Consider the following 16149-nt stretch of genomic DNA (forward strand, 5'->3'; position numbering starts at 1 on the left):
CTTTTAATGAGCATTTTTTAAGTCGTTGGTACTTCTCCGTCTCGACAACCACTGTCGACCCAGTCGACAGCAGCAATCCGTCAGAATTGGCATTGGCGACAGGTTTCCCGGATAACTTCTCCACTCAAAAAAGAGTTCTTCCGATTAATTTCATAATATTGCACATGCTAATTGACTCAGTTATGGAAGAAAGATAGGAGGAAATTTGCGAAAAAAGATAATTATCCCTAATTTTGTCCGAAACAATAAATTCTTAGTGAGTTATGAAAAAAGTTTTAGTTTTGGTGTTTGCGGCGTGCATGTTCTTTGCTTGCCAAACGAAAGATTCGTATGTGAGCGATTTTACGCAATTTATCGAAGAGGTTGAAGCGGGAGCAGATGGGTATTCGGACAAAGATTGGGAGAAGGCGGATGCCAAGTTCCAGCAATTGTCGGGCGATATTTATCAGAAGTTTGCCGATGAACTCACTTCTGAAGAGAAATTAGAGATTGCTAAATATCAGACCATTTATTCTGCGCTTCGGGGAAAAGCTGGTTTGAAGAACTTTGGTGAAAGCTTGAAAGAGGCGGCCAAGAAAGCACAAGATGCTTTAGAAGAGAATAAAGATTGAATAATCATATAAATAGCCTAAAAAATAGAAGATTATGTCAAAAACCGACATTCATAAAGTATTAGTACTCGGCTCGGGCGCGTTGAAAATCGGGCAAGCCGGAGAATTTGACTATTCAGGTTCGCAAGCATTGAAAGCTCTTCGGGAAGAGGGCATTAGTACCGTATTGTTGAATCCGAATATTGCGACGATTCAAACTTCTGAAGGGGTGGCCGATAAGGTATATTTCTTGCCTATTACGCCCTATTTCGTGGAAGAAGTTATTAAGAAGGAGAAGCCGGACGGGATTTTGCTGGCGTTTGGCGGACAGACGGCCTTGAATTGCGGAACGGAGTTGTACACGAACGGGACGTTGGCCAAGTATGGCGTACGTGTGTTAGGTACGAGCGTAGAAGCTATCATGTATACCGAAGACCGCGACCTCTTTGTCAAGAAGCTGACGGAAATAGATGTCAAGACTCCCGTAAGCCAAGCGGTAGAAACAATGGAAGATGCCGTGGCTGCAGCTCATAAAATCGGTTTCCCGGTGATGATTCGCTCGGCGTACGCTTTAGGTGGCATGGGCAGTGGTATTTGTCCGGACGAGGCCGCCTTGCGCGAGTTGGCCGAGAGCGCTTTTGCTTACGCTCCGCAAATCCTGGTAGAGGAATCTTTGAAAGGATGGAAGGAGATTGAGTTCGAGGTGATTCGAGATAAGAACGACCACTGCTTCACGGTGGTAAGTATGGAGAATGTCGACCCGCTGGGTGTACATACGGGAGAGAGTATCGTGGTAGCGCCTACCTGTTCGCTCACCGATGCAGAGGTGTCGATGCTTCAAGAGCTTTCGCGCAAGATTATCCGTCATATCGGTATCGTGGGCGAATGCAATATCCAGTATGCATTCAATTCGGAAACGAATGATTACCGTGTCATCGAGGTGAATGCGCGCCTCAGCCGTTCGTCGGCGTTGGCTTCGAAGGCTTCCGGGTATCCGTTGGCATTCGTAGCGGCTAAGTTGGCCTTGGGATATGGGTTAGATGAAATCGGGGAGATGGGTACTCCGAACTCTGCCTACAAGGCGCCGGAAGTGGATTATATGATCGTGAAGATTCCGCGGTGGGACCTCAGTAAGTTCGTCGGGGTCGACCGGCAGATTGGTTCGAGCATGAAGTCGGTGGGCGAAATCATGTCTATTGGTAAGTCTTTCGAGGAAATCATGCAGAAAGGACTGCGTATGATTGGGCAGGGGATGCACGGTTTCGTGGGCAACAACGGCCTGGAGTTCGAAAACCTCGACGAGGAACTGGCCAACCCGACCGACCTCCGTATCTTCGCCATCGCCCAAGCGCTTGAGAAGGGTTATACCATCGACCGTATTTACGAACTTACAAAAATCAACCCGTGGTTCTTGGAGCGATTGAAGAACATTGTTGATTACACGAAAGTATTAGAGCTTTACGATAAAATAGAAGAGATTCCGGCGGATGTCCTCCGCGAGGCTAAGCGGTTAGGTTTCTCCGACTTCCAGATTGCCCGTTATGTGGAGCATCCGGCAGGAAACATGGAGAAGGAGAATATCCGCGTCCGTAATCTGCGTAAGAAGCTGGGTATCCTGCCGAGCGTGAAGCGCATCAATACGGTGGCTTCCGAGAATCCGGAGCTTACCAATTATCTCTATTTGACTTACGACGGCTCGGAGCACGATATTCCTTATTATCCGACCGACAAGAGCGTGATTATCTTAGGTTCGGGTGCTTATCGCATCGGTTCGTCGGTTGAGTTCGACTGGTGTTCCGTCAATACCGCGCAGACGGCTCGCCATTTGGGCTATAAAGCGGTCATGATTAACTATAATCCGGAAACGGTATCGACCGATTACGACATGTGCGACCGCCTCTACTTCGACGAGCTTTCTTACGAACGTGTCTTGGATATCATCGACCTGGAGATGCCGAAGGGCGTCGTGGTCTCGGTGGGCGGACAGATTCCGAACAACCTCGCCATGAAGCTCCATCGCCAGCATGTGCCTATCTTGGGGACTTCGCCGCTTTCGATTGACCGGGCCGAGAACCGCCATAAGTTCTCTGCTATGTTGGACACGCTCGGTGTCGACCAGCCGCGTTGGGCGGAGCTCACCAGCATGGAAGAAATCGATGCTTTTATCGCCGAGGTTGGTTTCCCCATCTTGATTCGTCCTTCGTATGTCCTCTCGGGGGCCGCTATGAATGTCTGCCATACGAAAGAGCAGATGATTGAGTTCCTCGGCTTGGCCGCTAAGGTGTCGAAGGAGTATCCTGTTGTCGTTTCGGAGTTCCTGCAGGGAGCGAAAGAAATCGAATTCGATGCGGTGGCAAAACATGGAGAGGTGGTCGAGTATGCGATTTCAGAACATATCGAGTTCGCCGGTGTCCATTCGGGTGACGCGACGCTCGTCTTCCCGGCTCAGAAGATTTATTTCGAGACGGCCCGCCGCATCAAGAAGGTGGCCAAGACCATTGCCAAGGAGCTGAACATCAGCGGTCCGTTTAATATCCAATTCCTTGCCAAGAACAACTACGTGAAGGTAATCGAATGTAACTTGCGTGCTTCTCGTAGCTTCCCGTTCGTATCCAAAGTCTTGAAGCGCAACTTCATTGAAACGGCTACCCGCATCATGTTGGATGCCGAGTATACGCAGCCCGACAAGAGTGCGTTCGACATTGATTGGATTGGCGTCAAGGCATCGCAGTTCTCGTTTGCGCGTCTGCACAATGCCGACCCGGTCTTGGGTGTAGACATGAGTTCGACGGGCGAAGTGGGCTGCCTGGGCGATGATTTCAACGAAGCTTTGCTTTCTGCCATGATTGCCGTGGGCAACCGCATCCCGAAGAAGAACGTGCTGGTTTCTTCCGGCGCGGCTAAGAGTAAAGTGGATTTGCTCGAACCTTGCCGTCAGCTCGACCGCAAAGGTTATAATATCTATGCGACGCACGGAACGGCGAAGTTCCTCAACGATAACGGCATTAAGGCAACGGCTGTCTGCTGGCCGGACGAAGAGGGCGAACTGCACATCATGGATATGTTTAGCCAGCATGTGTTCGAGTTGGTGGTCAATATTCCGAAAGACCACAGCAAGCGTGAGCTGACCAATGGTTATAAGATTCGCCGCGCGGCAATCGACCATAACATCCCGCTCATCACGAACGCCCGGCTCGCCAGCGCCTTTATCGATGCCTTCTGCTCGATGGGCGAGGAGGATATTCAAATCAAGAGCTGGCAAGAATATAAATAAGCCACAATTCTTTTTTTTAATATGCCATGACCCCTGGGAACGAACTTTTCGTTCTCGGGGTTTTTTATGGAAAAACAATGGGGCACAAAAAAGACGGGCAAAAAATAGGGCGGACCCGCGTGTCCGCCCCTACAAGCATATTAATTGTCAATTGTCAATTCTCCATTGTCCATTGTCAATTACCACAGCGTGATGGGCTCCGGATATTCCACCACCAGCGGGCTGCCACCATCATAGGTTTCGATGCGGACTTTATATTGACCTTCCGTTAAGTCTGGCACCATCGTAAATTCACAGCTGGTTTCTGTGACGTTGGTGATGGTCGCGGCCTTAATCCATTCGATGTAATCCTGATCATTGACAAGCCCGATGACGTGTTCCAGCGTACCGTCCTGTCCCTTCAGGGTAAAGCCTTTATAGTTTACGCCGGTTTGCTTGCCTCGCTCGATGCGGTGCGGATTCTCCGGGTCGCCTCCCTCTTTTTGGTAGACGGCGGTGATTTCGGGAGTGACGGGTTCGGGCTCGGGAGTGGGTTCGTCGTCGCCCTCATCTTTTACCTTTCCGCCAATCACGCCGGCGCGAATCAACGTTTTTTGCAACTGGATGAGGTAACTGTTGACGTCGTCGATAACTTTGCCCAGCTCCTCGCGCGTCGTCGCGTCCTTCGTCGTCAGTTCGTTGACGATATACATTCCGTTGATAGCATCAAACAATTGTGCGAAAGCGGCATCCACTTTGGGGCGGATGGTCTTCATCGTTTCCGACGTGCTGCGCACGCGAATTTCACCGGAACGTCCTTTATATAAGTCAATAAACGCTTGGTTGGCCTCGTCGAGCAGCGTCATCATCTCCGTCAGGCCCAGCGTCTCGATGTCCGCCGCATTCGCCTCCTCCGCCATTTTCAGGACGAAATCACGAATGTTGGCCGACTCTTGCGCGTAGGGCAGGCTGTAGGCGTTCCGATACGGTTTTAGGTAGAAACTCAGACGTTTACCCGCTTCCGCTTTCGCCTCGATGGGCATCAGCGTAGCGGTTTCAATCGTCTGTGCCACCACGAGGAACAGGTCGTCCACTTTTTTATCTGCCGCCTCGATGGCCGCTGTGTCCTTGTAACCGCGATTGCGCAAATGGCAATCATTTTCGATGCCGAACAAATTCACGCAAGTCGAATAAATCGGCGTAAGGTGGTACTTTTCAGCCAATTCCTGGGGAATGCTCTCAAAAATTTCGCTGTACAATTCATAATGTTCCGCATTGCGGGCTTCATACAGCGGAAAATTCACAAGAATTTTTTTTACTTCCATGATTATCTCCTTTCTTGGTTTAAAAATGAAATTATCGATTCACCGTTACGAAGTTAGGCATTATTTTTTAATAGTCAAACATATGGCAGAAAAATTTAGCGGAAATCTCCGCAAACCTCCCGGCAACGTTGGCAGCTCGTCGGAGATTTCCGCAAACCTCCCGACAACGCTGGCAGCTCGTCGGAGATTTCCGCAAACCTCCCAACAACGCTGGCAGCTCGTCGGAGATTTCCGCAAACCTCCCAACAATGCTGGCAGCTCGTCGGAGATTTCCGCAAACCTCCCAACAACGTTGGCAGCTCGTCGGAGATTTCCGCAAACCTCCCGACAACGCTGGCAGCTCGTCGGAGATTTCCGCCGTCGAGCCTTCGTAAAGCAGTTACTTACGGTCATGAAAAAAAGAAGGTCGCTCCGGAATGGGAGCAACCTTCGTCAGATTCCTTACAGTAGTCGCACCTGTTATCAAGCGCAAGCGTAGAAGACCTCTTGGGCATCGCGTCCTTGCTGGATTTTCTTTTCCCGCATCAAGTCTGCCAACGCTAAACATAAATCGATGTTGTTCAACTTGCATATTTTTTGTAACTCGTTGAACGTACAGCGAGTTGTGTTTGCTAAGATGTTGTATACGACTGAGCTGTTTTTCTTGATGAAATTAATGTTTAATGCCATAGCAATGAATTTAAGTAATCTGTTTATTGTATAAACGCGAAAAGGCGGCAAAATGTTTTAGGAATGCGTGCCTTCTTTGTCTCTTTTAAGATTATTTTGATTTGAGAGTGGTCGATTATTCCTACATTTGCAATCAATAGTTTAATTCTAAAGAAAATGCGTGATATGAGAAAGTTTTTTTGGATAAGCTGCCTGCTCGTGATATGCGCGTGGGCGGGGAATGCACAGAAGTATGCTTTAATCGATATGGAATACATCTTGAAGAATATCCCTGCATACGAGATGACCAACGAGCAATTGAGCCAAGTGTCGAAAAAGTGGCAAAACGAGGTGGATGCCTTGCAACAAGAGGCTCAAAACATGTACAAAACGTATCAAAGCGATTTGGTCTTCCTTTCGGATGAAATGAAAAGCAAGCGCGAGGAAGAGATTGTAAAGAAAGAGCAGGAAGCGCAGGATTTGAAGCGCAAATATTTCGGAGCGGACGGCGAATTGTACCAGAAACGGGCCAGCCTCATGAAGCCGATACAGGATGAAATCTACAACGCGGTGAAGGAGATTGCCGACGCCAAAGGATATCAAATCGTCGTAGACCGCGCCTCGGCCATGAGCATCATTTACGCTTCGCCCAAGATAGATATAAGCAATGAAGTGCTTGCAAAGTTGGGATATTCAAAATAAATGCGTAATTTTGCGCCGTCTTTGAGATGCTTTTTTTGAGTCGAATCAATTAAAATAACAATTATAACAGAAAAAATGAAGAAACTGATTGTTTTATTACTGATGCTCCTGCCCTTTGCAGGCGCTATGAATGCCCAAGAAGCGAAAATCGCTTTCGTAAATGCTGGAGAAATCTTCACGATGATGCCTGAGTTCAAGGACATGCAGAAGAAGATGGAAGATTTGAACGCGAAGTATAAAACGGAATTGGAGACCATGAACAGTGAATACCAAAAGAAGTATTCCGATTTCGTCGCACAACAAGATTCGTTGACGGAAAACATCAAGGTTCGCCGTATGCAAGAAGTACAAGACATGCAGCAACGCATCGACAACTTCGTGCAAGTAGCCCAGCAAGACGTGGCTAAACAGCAACAAGATTTGATGACGCCTATCCAGCAGAAATTGCAAGACGCCATCAAGGCCGTAGGGGCAGAACAGGGATATACTTATATTATCGATCCGCAAGTGTTGCTTTACACCGGTCCGAATGCTATCGATGCCACATCGTTGGTGAAAGCTAAATTAGGATTGCAATAAAATCTGTTTCATACTAATATTTTTTGATGGGGAATGATTCCGAAAGGGGCATTCCTCTTTTTCTTTTCAGATGGAACTATTCTCGAAAGCAGCCGGGCCGATTGGCGTATTCGACTCGGGTTATGGCGGATTAACGGTTTTCGACAAGATTCTCGAACGGATGCCGGCGTTTGATTACATTTATTTGGGAGATAATGCCCGCGCGCCTTATGGTGGACGTTCGTTTGAGGTGGTCTATCGTTTCACGCGCGAGGCCGTCATGCGTCTCTTCCAAGAGGGATGCCAATTAGTTATCTTGGCATGCAATACGGCTTCGGCCAAAGCGTTGCGTACGATTCAACAATGTGACCTTCCGCAGTGGGACGCCTCGCGGCGCGTTTTGGGCGTGATTCGTCCAACCGTCGAACTGATGGACCGCCTGAGCCACACGAAGCATATCGGCGTGGTTGGTACGGCCGGGACGATTTCCTCTGGCTCTTATCAAATGGAAATCGCGAAGATGTTTCCGCATATCCATGTCGAGACGGAGGCTTGCCCGATGTGGGTGCCCCTCGTCGAAAACAACGAATACGATTCGTCCGGAGCGGATTATTTTGTGCAGAAGTATCTGGACCGTTTGTTTGCGAGAGATGCGCAAATTGATACGCTCATCCTGGGATGCACGCACTATCCGTTGCTGCTCGAAAAGATACGGAAATATACGCCGACGGGTGTCACGCTCCTTCCACAGGGCGAATACGTGGCGCAAAGCTTGGAAGATTATTTGGAAAGGCATCCGGAAATGGCATGCAAACTCACGAAAGGAGGAAGCCGTCGTTTCCTTACGACGGAATCGGCTGGAAAATTCGCAGAAGCAGCCTCGGTTTTCCTGCATTATCCAATTGAGGCGGAATCGATTCAATTGACAATGAATAATTGACAGACCAATCTCTTTGAGACTCTGCTCATGAAAAGAAGCCCCAAGTCCGGAGACCTGGGGCTTTATTCACTAATAAAACATATTAAATCGGGCGATTCGCATCGGCCTTGAATCTTGTTATTTTCCTGACCATCACTTTTGCCTGCGGCCGCTGGGCACAAAAAAAGTGCGGGTCGAGTTGTTCATTATGTATCATAGAGGCATCGCCAAACGCCAGTCAAACCCATAACGAAACAACAGCCCGCACTCTATGCTGAAAGATATACCTTTTTCTTGTTGAAGAAGATATACAGCTAAGAGTGCAAGCATTTATTGCTTATTATTCCGGTTTGATAAAAAATTGGCGATTCTCTATGATAGGAATAATATCGTAAATGCTTTAACCCAATATGTCGTCCACGGAAGGATTCCGCCGCTCCTCTGTTCGGGACGGCGCAAAGTTAAGGAGGATAATTGGAAACGCCATAAAAAAGGAAAGAAAATTTCAAATAAAGGCAAAGAGAATCTTCAAAAAAACAGCTCCGCACGGGGCGGAACTGTTCGTTAAGCGATGTTTTTCCCAAATGGGGTGAGCGCGAGAGCTGCCATCTTGAAATGTTGGCGGCCGAAAGGAATGCCGATAATGGTGATGCAGAGCAAAAGGCCAAAACCGAGGTGCGTGAGGCAAATCCAGAATCCGCCGACGCATATCCAGATGACATTCATCAGGAGCGAAAGGCATCCGCCGCCATTGCCGCTGTCTGTCACCGTCCGCCCGAAGGGCCAAAGTGCCAGGATGCATAGCTTCAGTGTTTGCAATCCGAAGGGGATGCCAATAATCGTAATCATCAAGATGAAGCTCGCCACAAGATATTCGGCTGCTGTAAGCAAACCACCGAAAAGTAACCAAATGATATTTCCTACTGTTTTCATTGTTTGTTGTGTTTACTATTTTAAAGAATCAGCACGGTGTCTCGATATTGTTGATGAAGGCTATCGAGCTCGGCCACATAACGCTTTTGGATGAGCATGAAACTATCGCGCAACTCGGGCTTGACGGGAAGCGAGGGAGGCGCGTCCATCTCCAGCGGATTGATGGCTTGCCCGTTCCGGTAGACGCGGAAGTCGAGATGCGGACCGGTGGATAAACCTGTCGAACCCACATATCCAATCACTTCTCCCTGCTGTACATGTTGCCCGACGGCCAGCCCTTTCGCGTAGCGGCTCAGGTGCATATACGAGGTGGTGTAGCTGCCGTTATGCTTGATTTTAACGGTATTCCCGCCGCCGCCAGCCCATCCTTTCGAGACAACTGTTCCGGCTCCGATGCTTTTCACGGGCGTACCGGTCGGAGCGGCATAATCTACGCCGTGGTGCGCGCGATATCGTTTCAAAATCGGATGGAAACGGGCGTTCGAGAAACGCGACGTGATGCGGAAGAAATCGAGCGGCGCTTTCAGAAAAGCTTTGCGGAGGCTGTTCCCTTCCAAGTCGAAATATTCAAAGACGCTATCTTGCGTGAAAGGAATGGCCGTGAAAGTTTTACCTTGATGTATGAAGATAGCGGCATCGACAGATTCGACACCGAGCGATGTCGTGTCGTCTACAAACGCCTCGTTGAAAATCACCTGATAGGCATCGCCCTCTTTCACGTCGAAGAAGTCGATTTGCCAAGCATACACGTCCGAAATCTCTAATGCAAGGAGCGGAGAGACGCCGCTGGCCGCAATCTCGTTCCAGAGCGAAGAGCGAATCGTCCCTTCGATGTATTTTCGCTTCAAGTGGATGTCTTTGGTGTAGGCAAACGCCTGGAGCGTGTCGCCAGTGAGGTCGATGATGGCATAGTCTGTCAGTGATTTCGCAAAGGCAATATAGCGAATCGTCTGCAAACTATCTTGCGTAGTCAAAGTGCAATAGTGCATGCCGGCGCGGAGTTTGGTCGGGTCGAGCACAGCGGCCGAGGCGCGGCTCATGCTGTCGGCTTCCAGTGGCGAGAACCCCAGGCGGGCAAAGATAAGCGCCGGATTGTCGCCCGGTCGAATCTCGAAGCGGTTCAAATTCATCGAGTCGATGCAAATGCCGTATTCATATACGTGCGGAATCGTATCTTCCGGCACGACCGGCGATTCGTCCGTCTGTTTCTTGTACGAGCAGCTACTGGATGCCAGCCAACAGACCAAACCGATAAGCCCACCAAGCCACAGAATGTGTTTTCTCATGTGTCGGGCTATGTTATTTGGCTTCTTCAATCGTTCCTTTTCCTAAGATGCGCTGTTGTATGTTGGCACCCGGCGCGGCTTTATATCGAATCGAACCTTTGCCTACGAGCGAAGCATTGAGATTGCCTGTCGTATAGATTTCGCTCAGTCCGCTGCCTGCCATCTTACACTTTACGTCGGGAATCGCCACGCCAAAGGCATGAATGTCTCCGCTCCCGTTGGTGGTGAAATCGCCTTGGTTGGCTGCACCTGCTTTCAGACGGATAGAACCTGAGCCGTTCATGTTGCAATCCAATTTGTCGACCTTCATCGTCTCGACCACCATGTTCGCACTTCCGGCGACGTCGAGCTTCAGCACGCCCACTTCGACCGGTTTCAAGAACTGGACAAGGCAATTCTCGTTCGCTTTTACTTCCAATTCATCGCCATTCAACGGAGTCTGTACCATGAAGTTCGCATTTCCGGCCACGCGTACTTTCTTCAACCATTTCGAGTTGCTTCTGACGATAAATTTCGTCAGCTTGATGACGTTCACTTTCTTGTCGAATCCGACCGTCAGGATGCGGTCGTGAATGTCAATCTTGATGTACTGATGCAAGTTCTCGTCGACTGTAATGGAAAGGCTGTTCGCGTCCGCTTCCGATTGTTCATAGTTGAAATCCATGATGCCGTCGATGCGAATTTCGTTAAAATCATCTACTTTGATAGATTTTGTCGTTAGTTTTCCGTTCCCATTCACGTTATCTGCGGCTTGGATGCTCAGCACGAAGCAGCACAAAAAGGCACATAGCCATACACATTTCGTTTTCATTTTCCTTGTTGTTTAGTTAATAAAAATGCGGGATAGTATTTATCCCGCACAAAAATAGGAAAAAATCAGTTTGCGTGACGTATTTTCCCGCCTACATTTGAACTCTCTATTTCCGGATCGCCTTTATAATAGAGGCTTCCGCCAACCATCGACGCTTCTATTCGCTCCGACGCATACACTTCCGCCGAACCACTGCCTACACTGCTGAAGTCCACTGCTTCCGTGAGGAAGTCGAAGGCATGGACTTCCCCACTGCCGACTATGTTGATTTCCTGTTTAGTGGCTTTCCCGGCCAGTTCGACATCGCTGCCGCCTGTAATCGAAACTTCCATCTTTTCGCACGTCAATTGCTTCATTTCGACGTGGCCATCGCCCGCCACGCTTGTTTCGCATTTCGTCAGTTGTACAGGTTCGTTTAAATAAATCTCGCCACTGCCTGCCACGGAAACCTCCAGCTTCTGGCCGTTCAGGGCTGATTGCAGATAAAAATAACCGTCGGAATGCATTTCGATGGCATGCAATTCCTGGGAAGAACCGTTAAATTCCAGTTTCGTAGGCGAAAGGGTCGTGCCTTCCTTTATCGCGATTTCCAGTTTGTTGCTTTTTACTTCGATTTCAAAATAGGGCAACAGATTTTCGTCAGTCGTGATGGTGAGCGAAGCCTTATCGCTTTGCGTATAATAAAAGCTCGGGGCGAGCGTCGTCTTGTAATTTTTTTTCTTCGACTGGAAAAGATTGCCATTGCGGTTCGGCTGGCTACCCATATGGACGCTTTCATACTCCGCTACTTGGATTTCTTTCGTCACCACTTTTCCGTTTCCTTTGATTTTCTCCGCCCAAACCGGCATGATCACGCCGAAGAGCGCCATCACCATGAATAAGTTCCGTATCTTTTTCATACTCATTTGTTTTTTAATCGTTTACTTTATGTACATCGCCTCCACCGCTGGTCGAGGTTTCGGTATTCGGATTTCCTTTATAATAGAGGTCTCCGCCTCCGCTCACGTGTCCTTCCAATTTTTGCAAGGCATGGACTTGTGCACTTCCGCCTCCGCTAATTCGGAAAGTAAGCTCTTCTACTTGCATATCGTAGGCATGTACATCGCCTCCGCCTGAAACGCGCAACTCGCCTTCTTGGGCTTTTCCGCCCAACTGAACGTCGCCTCCGCCCGAAACGTCGATAGTAAGCTGATTGCAAGAGATTTGGTTGCCTTTCATATCACCTCCGCCGCTGACTCTGATTTGACAATTGGTTACATCCACGGGCTGGTTCATATAGAGGTCTCCACCTCCGCTGATCCGCATCTTCAAGTCTTCGCCCTTTAATGCCGACTTCAAATAGAATGTCCCTCCTCCGCTTATCCGGACGGCTTCCAGCTTTTGCGACATGCCGTCTACGATGAACTTCGTCGGAAGGAGCGTCTCGCCCTCTTCGGCATAGATGCCCAATACGCCCTCTTTTACTTTTACTTCGAGATGCGGCAAAATGTTTTCGTCTGTCGTAATACGGAGCGTCGATTCATTTCCCTGCTTATAATTAAAGGTGGGAGAAATATAGGTGCGCGCCTTAAACAAATCGGTAAACGAGAACGAGTCTCCTCCGTGGTGCAAACCACCCATCGAAACGCCCGAATAATCATCCACCCGGATTTCCTTCGTAATGACCGTTCCATTTCCTTCAATCTTTTCTGCCTGAGCAGGCAAAGCGAATGTCGCCATCAGCGCCATTCCTGTTGCTAAAATACCAGTTTTCATTTTCTTGCTGTTTTATATTTCTATTTTATAAGACGCAACGAAAAAGAAAAGGGTTGCAGATTTTTCCGCTCTTTTTGCAAAAAAATATCTTTTTCGGCTTAGGATGGTTGGGTTTATGCTTATGATTGCTTTCGATTCTCGTTATAATCCTGCGCGTTTTTCGTTATAAATAAAATGGTTTTTCGTTATGAAAATGAGGGTGTGCCATAATAGGGGTATGGCACACTGAATGACACTGATTTAATAGATAATCACAGATTTATTTAGTTGTAAATCAATAAAAACAATTTGCGGTTATCTATAAAATCAGTGTCATTCAGTGTGCCATTTTCTATTTTGGCATACGGGTTTTATTTCAGGTAGATGGTTTCGTTCAGTGGCAATTTATCGGACGAGCCTCCCGCCATGATGACGAACTCTCCCGGTTCGAATGTCCACTGGCCATTGCCTTGATAGACTTCCAATTCGGCACGCGGAATGCGGAGTTCCACCTCTTGTGTTTCGCCCGCATCGAAGTGTACGCGGCGGAATGCCTTCAATTCCATGATGGGTTTCGCGTGCGAACAAACTTTGTCTTTTACGTAAACTTGGATGACTTCGTCGCCCGCCTTCGCCCCGCTATTCGTAACTTGGACGCGAACCTTGAGGGCATCAGTTTCAGGCGTGAGGGTCATTTTATCATACGTGAACGTGGTATAACTCAAACCATAGCCGAAAGGATAAAGCGGCTTGCCTGTGCCTTCCACATAATTACTCCGGTTGTTGCTCCGGTTATGATTGTAAAAGACAGGCACTTGCCCGACACTCTCAGGCACCGACACCGTCAAACGTCCCGCCGGGTTATAATCTCCGAAGAGGACATCCGCCACAGCATTTCCGCCCTCAATGCCCGGATACCAAGCATCTATCAATGCATCTGCTATTTCATCGCAATCCTTGACGGCCAAGGGGCGGCCTTTAATCAACACGACGACGAGCGGTTTACCCGTGGCCTTCATCATCTCGAGGAGTTCATGCTGGCGACCCATGAGCGTGAGTGTCTTACGGTCGTTTCCTTCTCCGCTTTCCATATCGCTCTCTTCGTTCTGGCTGGCTTTGGCAGCTGCGGTCGCTTCATATTCTGTCCGGAAATCCCGCGCGCTCGAACCGCCCAAAACGAGGACAATGGCATCGCTTTTCTCGGCTGCTTCCCGAGCTTCTGCCAGGCCTTTATCGGACATGTCGCGGATGGCGCAGCCTTTGGCATAATTCACTATCGTATGCTTTGATACGGCTTTACGAATGCCTTCCAAGACAGTCACGACTTGCCCTTCAGCTTGCGGAGCGGTGTAATCGCCCAACATATTATAAGGCGTGTCGGCATTAGGCCCGATGACGGCAATCGAACGAATCTCTTTCTTCAGAGGCAGTATTTGTTTGTCGTTCTTTAAGAGGACAATCGATTGGCGGGCAATCTCGCGGGCCAACGCGCGATGTTCGGCCAATTCTTCCTTTGTCAGGCCTTCTGCTTCGGTGCGGAAGGGCTTATCGAATAGGCCGAACGAGAATTTCAAGTACAATATCTGGCGCAACGCCTCGTCGATACGGGCTTCGGAAACTTTCCCCTCTTTTACCAGTTCGGGCAAACGAAGATAAGCCTGTCCGCCCAAATCGGAGTCTACGCCTGCGTTCAAGGCGATGCGTGCCGCGTCTTTCAAGTCCTCGGCCACGCCTAAGCTGGTCATGCCGTCGATCGAGAAGAGGTCGGAGACGATAAAGCCCTTGAAACCCCAGCGTTTCTTGACGACTTCGGTCAGCAGATAAGGATTACCTGTACAAGGCACACCGTCGATTTCATTGTAAGAGGTCATGAGCGAGAGCAATCCCGCCTCTACCACCTTGCGGAAAGGCGGGAGGATTTGCTCGTTCAGTTCGGTTTCTCCCAAGTGAGCCGAGCCTCCATTGTGTCCTCCTTCGGTCGAACCATACGCGGTGAAATGCTTCACGGTCGAGATGACCGGATAATCCGGATTCTCTTGCATGCCTTGCATCACCGCTACACCCAGTTCGCCTGCCAAGAAGGGGTCTTCACCGAATCCCTCTTCCACGCGAGACCAGCGCGAATCCTTCGCTAAATCCACCACCGGACCGTAGCCAATATGCCCGCCTTGCTTGCGGACTTCCTTTGCCTGGGCAGCGCCCATTCGACGTAAAAGGTCTGGATTCCAAGTAGAAGCCTGTCCGATGCCGGTCGGGAAAGAGGTCGTTCCGATGGCCATGTGCCCATGCGGGCATTCTTCAGCCAGGAGGAGCGGAATGCCGAGTCGTGTATGTTCGATGCAATAGCGCTGTACCAGATTCGTAGCTGTAATGGCATACGTCGGGTTCAGCCCGTTTATTAATGTTTTTTGCGTCCAAGGATCGGCGCGCATAAAGCCCCAGAGGCTGCCCGTCCCTTGCTCGGCGAGTGTCTTTTGCGCTTCTGCCGTGAGGGTGATTTGGTCGCCTTTCCGTTCATACAGAGGCCATCCGAACTTGGTCAGGAGCTGTCCCGCTTTCTCTTCAAGCGTCATTTGGCGCATGAGGTCGTCGATACGCGCGTCAATATTCGCCTTCGGGTCTTCATACACGTCCTTCGTCCCGTTCTTGTTGAAGTCGATCCAACCTTGATGGTAAATATCTTCCTTTTGTGCTGATACATACAAGGTTGGCATACATGCCGCCCATCCGATAGATAGGCAAATCAATTTGGATTTAAGTTTCATGTGTTTTCGTTTAATGTGTTCATGATTTCTGCCCAAAGATACAAAAAAAATAGTAAAAATAGGTGCTTGGCTTTTTTCATTTCCTTTTTTTGATGCATTCATCGCAGGGTGATTCCGAATCCATGCCCATGAACCTTCCCCATGATAACTATAAATCCCGCCATCCACGCCGCCATTTCCGCTTTTCACGCCGCCGATTTGTACCTATTTATAATGTAAGGGCACGCAGAGGACGCGGACTGAAGCGCAGACAACCGCAGATTTCGCAGGTGCCGCTTCGCGCCACCAGACGGTTAAGCATCGTTGGACGGCTTCACCGTCCACGTCTTGCTGAGCGAAGTCGAAGCATCTCTGAGCACTCCGCGTCATGCTGAGCAAAACCAGAGCATCTCAGGAGGTTGCGGTCGAACCTCGAAGAGGTTCAACCATGCTTAACCGAGGGTGATGCGAAGCGTCACCTTCGGCAAGAACGATTCCACGCCATCTCGACCCCAACGGGGTCGAACAGGATGAACACCAGGAGGTTCGACCCCTTCGAGGTCGCTTAGGGACAGAGCGCTGATACCGCAGGTGCCGCTTCGCGCCACCAGCCGGTTAAGCATGGTTGGATGGTTTCACCGTCCAC

Annotated in this window: 14 protein-coding genes; 6 read left to right on the forward strand and 8 right to left on the reverse strand. The window is 49.2% G+C overall.

What is annotated here, in order from left to right; genetic code table 11:
* Positions 1 to 263: 263 nt before the first annotated feature.
* Entirely contained in the window at positions 264 to 611 is a 348-nt protein-coding gene (locus B5F77_RS11035; RefSeq protein WP_239446324.1) for a DUF6565 domain-containing protein, read from the forward strand.
* A 34-nt stretch (positions 612 to 645) separates the two neighbouring features.
* Positions 646 to 3864, forward strand: coding sequence for a carbamoyl-phosphate synthase (glutamine-hydrolyzing) large subunit (carB, locus tag B5F77_RS11040; protein ID WP_087330736.1), 3219 nt, complete (start codon positions 646 to 648; stop codon positions 3862 to 3864).
* Between the two features lie 179 nt (positions 3865 to 4043).
* On the opposite strand, the gene B5F77_RS11045 is transcribed toward carB, so the two are convergent.
* Positions 4044 to 5168, reverse strand: a complete 1125-nt coding sequence (locus B5F77_RS11045; protein WP_087330738.1) for a DUF6261 family protein — start codon at positions 5166 to 5168, stop codon at positions 4044 to 4046.
* Positions 5169 to 5250: 82 nt separating this feature from the next.
* Here B5F77_RS11045 and B5F77_RS11050 point away from each other — a divergent pair, with 82 nt between their 5' ends.
* Complete coding sequence (locus B5F77_RS11050; RefSeq protein WP_140392867.1) at positions 5251 to 5646, forward strand: hypothetical protein; 396 nt, start codon at positions 5251 to 5253, stop codon at positions 5644 to 5646.
* On the opposite strand, the gene B5F77_RS11055 is transcribed toward B5F77_RS11050, so the two are convergent.
* Positions 5631 to 5837: a winged helix-turn-helix domain-containing protein gene (locus B5F77_RS11055; RefSeq protein ID WP_087330742.1), complete on the reverse strand. Its 207-nt coding sequence runs from the start codon at positions 5835 to 5837 to the stop codon at positions 5631 to 5633. The genes B5F77_RS11050 and B5F77_RS11055 overlap by 16 nt on opposite strands.
* A gap of 165 nt (positions 5838 to 6002) precedes the next feature.
* Between B5F77_RS11055 and B5F77_RS11060 the strand changes: the two genes are divergently transcribed.
* The 3 genes from B5F77_RS11060 (at position 6003) to murI (ending at position 8016) form a co-directional block, all read left to right on the forward strand.
* Positions 6003 to 6518 carry an OmpH family outer membrane protein gene (locus B5F77_RS11060; protein WP_087330768.1) on the forward strand — a complete coding sequence of 172 codons (516 nt, stop codon included), beginning with the start codon at positions 6003 to 6005 and terminating at the stop codon, positions 6516 to 6518.
* 75 nt (positions 6519 to 6593) lie between these two features.
* A complete protein-coding gene (locus B5F77_RS11065; RefSeq protein ID WP_087330744.1) occupies positions 6594 to 7097 on the forward strand; it encodes an OmpH family outer membrane protein in 504 nt (167 codons plus the stop codon).
* A 70-nt stretch (positions 7098 to 7167) separates the two neighbouring features.
* Positions 7168 to 8016, forward strand: coding sequence for a glutamate racemase (gene murI, locus B5F77_RS11070; protein ID WP_087330746.1), 849 nt, complete (start codon positions 7168 to 7170; stop codon positions 8014 to 8016).
* Between the two features lie 543 nt (positions 8017 to 8559).
* Here the strand turns inward: murI and B5F77_RS11080 are convergent.
* The 6 genes from B5F77_RS11080 to B5F77_RS11105 all read right to left on the reverse strand — a co-directional run bounded on the left by B5F77_RS11080 (position 8560) and on the right by B5F77_RS11105 (position 15473).
* Positions 8560 to 8928: a YccF domain-containing protein gene (locus B5F77_RS11080; protein ID WP_087330750.1), complete on the reverse strand. Its 369-nt coding sequence runs from the start codon at positions 8926 to 8928 to the stop codon at positions 8560 to 8562.
* Positions 8929 to 8948: 20 nt separating this feature from the next.
* The gene (locus tag B5F77_RS11085) at positions 8949 to 10214 is read right to left on the reverse strand and encodes a M23 family metallopeptidase (RefSeq protein WP_087330752.1); all 1266 of its coding nucleotides are present in this window, start codon (positions 10212 to 10214) and stop codon (positions 8949 to 8951) included.
* Positions 10215 to 10227: 13 nt separating this feature from the next.
* Positions 10228 to 11025, reverse strand: coding sequence for a head GIN domain-containing protein (locus tag B5F77_RS11090; RefSeq protein ID WP_087330754.1), 798 nt, complete (start codon positions 11023 to 11025; stop codon positions 10228 to 10230).
* A gap of 65 nt (positions 11026 to 11090) precedes the next feature.
* Positions 11091 to 11924 (reverse strand): head GIN domain-containing protein, encoded by an 834-nt coding sequence (locus B5F77_RS11095; protein ID WP_162607989.1) that lies wholly within the window; start codon positions 11922 to 11924, stop codon positions 11091 to 11093.
* A gap of 13 nt (positions 11925 to 11937) precedes the next feature.
* A complete protein-coding gene (locus tag B5F77_RS11100; RefSeq protein WP_087330758.1) occupies positions 11938 to 12780 on the reverse strand; it encodes a head GIN domain-containing protein in 843 nt (280 codons plus the stop codon).
* A gap of 350 nt (positions 12781 to 13130) precedes the next feature.
* The gene (locus B5F77_RS11105) at positions 13131 to 15473 is read right to left on the reverse strand and encodes a glycoside hydrolase family 3 N-terminal domain-containing protein (protein ID WP_239446325.1); all 2343 of its coding nucleotides are present in this window, start codon (positions 15471 to 15473) and stop codon (positions 13131 to 13133) included.
* Positions 15474 to 16149 lie beyond the last annotated feature (676 nt).

The sequence above is a fragment of the Parabacteroides sp. An277 genome, from assembly GCF_002159645.1.
In the GTDB taxonomy this organism is placed as follows: domain Bacteria; phylum Bacteroidota; class Bacteroidia; order Bacteroidales; family Tannerellaceae; genus Parabacteroides.

What these genes read in the sequence shown, in the direction of transcription:
- B5F77_RS11060 (WP_087330768.1), top strand. Translation starts at nt 6,003, where the DNA reads ATGAGAAAGTTTTTTTGGATAAGCTGCCTGCTCGTGATATGCGCGTGG.
- murI (WP_087330746.1), top strand. Translation starts at nt 7,168, where the DNA reads ATGGAACTATTCTCGAAAGCAGCCGGGCCGATTGGCGTATTCGACTCG.
- B5F77_RS11085 (WP_087330752.1), bottom strand. Translation starts at nt 10,214, where the DNA reads ATGAGAAAACACATTCTGTGGCTTGGTGGGCTTATCGGTTTGGTCTGT.
- B5F77_RS11090 (WP_087330754.1), bottom strand. Translation starts at nt 11,025, where the DNA reads ATGAAAACGAAATGTGTATGGCTATGTGCCTTTTTGTGCTGCTTCGTG.
- carB (WP_087330736.1), top strand. Translation starts at nt 646, where the DNA reads ATGTCAAAAACCGACATTCATAAAGTATTAGTACTCGGCTCGGGCGCG.
- B5F77_RS11080 (WP_087330750.1), bottom strand. Translation starts at nt 8,928, where the DNA reads ATGAAAACAGTAGGAAATATCATTTGGTTACTTTTCGGTGGTTTGCTT.
- B5F77_RS11105 (WP_239446325.1), bottom strand. Translation starts at nt 15,473, where the DNA reads ATGCCAACCTTGTATGTATCAGCACAAAAGGAAGATATTTACCATCAA.
- B5F77_RS11055 (WP_087330742.1), bottom strand. Translation starts at nt 5,837, where the DNA reads ATGGCATTAAACATTAATTTCATCAAGAAAAACAGCTCAGTCGTATAC.
- B5F77_RS11100 (WP_087330758.1), bottom strand. Translation starts at nt 12,780, where the DNA reads ATGAAAACTGGTATTTTAGCAACAGGAATGGCGCTGATGGCGACATTC.
- B5F77_RS11035 (WP_239446324.1), top strand. Translation starts at nt 264, where the DNA reads ATGAAAAAAGTTTTAGTTTTGGTGTTTGCGGCGTGCATGTTCTTTGCT.
- B5F77_RS11065 (WP_087330744.1), top strand. Translation starts at nt 6,594, where the DNA reads ATGAAGAAACTGATTGTTTTATTACTGATGCTCCTGCCCTTTGCAGGC.
- B5F77_RS11095 (WP_162607989.1), bottom strand. Translation starts at nt 11,924, where the DNA reads ATGAAAAAGATACGGAACTTATTCATGGTGATGGCGCTCTTCGGCGTG.
- B5F77_RS11050 (WP_140392867.1), top strand. Translation starts at nt 5,251, where the DNA reads ATGGCAGAAAAATTTAGCGGAAATCTCCGCAAACCTCCCGGCAACGTT.
- B5F77_RS11045 (WP_087330738.1), bottom strand. Translation starts at nt 5,168, where the DNA reads ATGGAAGTAAAAAAAATTCTTGTGAATTTTCCGCTGTATGAAGCCCGC.